The 1,652-nt window shown below is 69.8% G+C and carries 2 protein-coding genes; both read right to left on the bottom strand.

Annotated elements, in window-relative coordinates; translation table 11 throughout:
* Nucleotides 1–819, bottom strand: an 819-nt coding sequence (locus tag JNN06_RS04835; protein ID WP_291238460.1) for a hydantoinase/carbamoylase family amidase, incomplete at its 3' end; no start/stop codon positions are given.
* A partial coding sequence (locus JNN06_RS04830; protein WP_291238459.1) for an amidohydrolase family protein occupies nt 816–1,652 on the bottom strand: 837 nt, incomplete at its 5' end. The genes JNN06_RS04835 and JNN06_RS04830, both read right to left, overlap by 4 nt.

Here is a 1,652-nt window from a genome sequence, read left to right as displayed (position 1 = left end):
GGCGGCACCCGGGGTGATGGAAAATTCGCCGACCGTGGCGGTGAAATGGCTGCCAAGCGCCGAAAGCCGCGTGGCCTCGGCCTCGATCCGGGTCACCAGCCCCGCCGCCGCCACCAGCGCATCGGCGCGCAGGCCCATGGGTGCGGTGCCGGCGTGATCGGGGCGGCCCGTCACATGGATCTCCACCCGGGTGATGCCCGCAATCGCCGTCACCAGCCCCAGATCGGTGCGGCTGGTTTCCAGCACCGGCCCCTGTTCGATATGCAATTCAAAGAAGGCGCGAATATCCTCGGCCTTGGCACTCGCGCCCGGATCGCCGCCGACATCCCGGATCGCCTGCGCAAGGCTGCGCCCCTCATGCTCCAGCGCCAGCCAGCCCTCGGGCCGCACCCCGGCCATGGCGCGCGACCCGATGCAGGAGACGCCGAAAACCGAGACCTCCTCGGCCAGAAAATCCGCCACGCACAGGTCATGGCGCAACTGGTGCCCGCGCTCGGCCAGCATCCGCGCCACCTCCAGCGCCACCACAACCCCCGCCACCCCATCAAAGCGCCCGCCATCCGGCACGGTGTCGGAATGGCTGCCCAGCAGGATGGTGCCCAGCCCCGCCCTGCCCGCGCGCCGCCCCAGCAGATTGCCGCCCGCATCGGTGCGCACACTCAACCCGGCCTCGGCAAAACGCATGGCCAGCCAAGCCCGGCCTTCGTCAAACCGGGGCGAGAAGGCGCGGCGGGTCCAGGGCCGCCCCGGATCGGTGATCGCCGCCAGCGCCGCCAGATCGGCGGCGATGCGGTCGGCATTGACGCGCAGGTTTCTCATGCGTGCAGCCCCGCGCGCTGGCCCAAAGGCCGCAGCGGGCGCACAAACCGCCCTGTGCCGGGGGCCGCGACCTCCGCGCCGTCGAACACCTGCTGCCCGCGCAACCAGGTGTCCGCCACGGTCCAGGGCAGCTCCATCCCGTGATAGGGCGACCAGCCCGCCACGGAATGACGGCTGGCCTTGGCATCATAGACCCGCGCCACCGGCTCCAGCACGCAAAGGTCGGCATCGCGCCCGACCTGAATGCCGCCCTTGGCGTGATCCAGCCGGAAATGCCGCGCCGGGTTTTCCGCCATCAACCGCGCGGCCCAGGTCAGCGGGATGCCCCGCGCCAGCGCACCCTTGATGAACAGCGGCACCATCACCTCCAGCCCCGGCACGCCAGAGGCGTTTTTCAGCATATCCGGGTTGGTCTTGCGATCCTCCGACCAGCTGACGTGATCGGTCGACACCATCGACACATTCCCCGCCGCCACATGCCGCCACAGGGTTTCCACCTCGGCACGGCGGCGGATCGGCGGGTTGATCTTGGCCTTGCCGCCCAGCCGGGCCACATCGTTTTCCTCGTCCAGCGTCAGATAGTGGATGCAGGCCTCGATGGTTGCGGCATGGCCCTCGTCGCGGTAGCGCCGCGCGATCTCATAACCGCGCCCCAGCGAGCAATGCACCACATGCGCCGGGCAACCGGTGGCGGCGCCGGTCTCATAGATCTGCAACAGCGCCAAAAGCTCTGTCATCGGCGGGCGCGACAGGCCATGCGCGCGCCAGTCGGTGATGCCCGCCGCCTCGACCGCCGCGATGGCGTCGCGCACAAAGGCGTCGTCTTCGTTATG

It is taken from the genome of Gemmobacter sp., from assembly GCF_016792925.1.
In the GTDB taxonomy this organism is placed as follows: domain Bacteria; phylum Pseudomonadota; class Alphaproteobacteria; order Rhodobacterales; family Rhodobacteraceae; genus Gemmobacter.
Note: the sequence above shows the minus strand (reverse complement) of the source record. Positions and strands in the feature narration are given on the sequence as shown.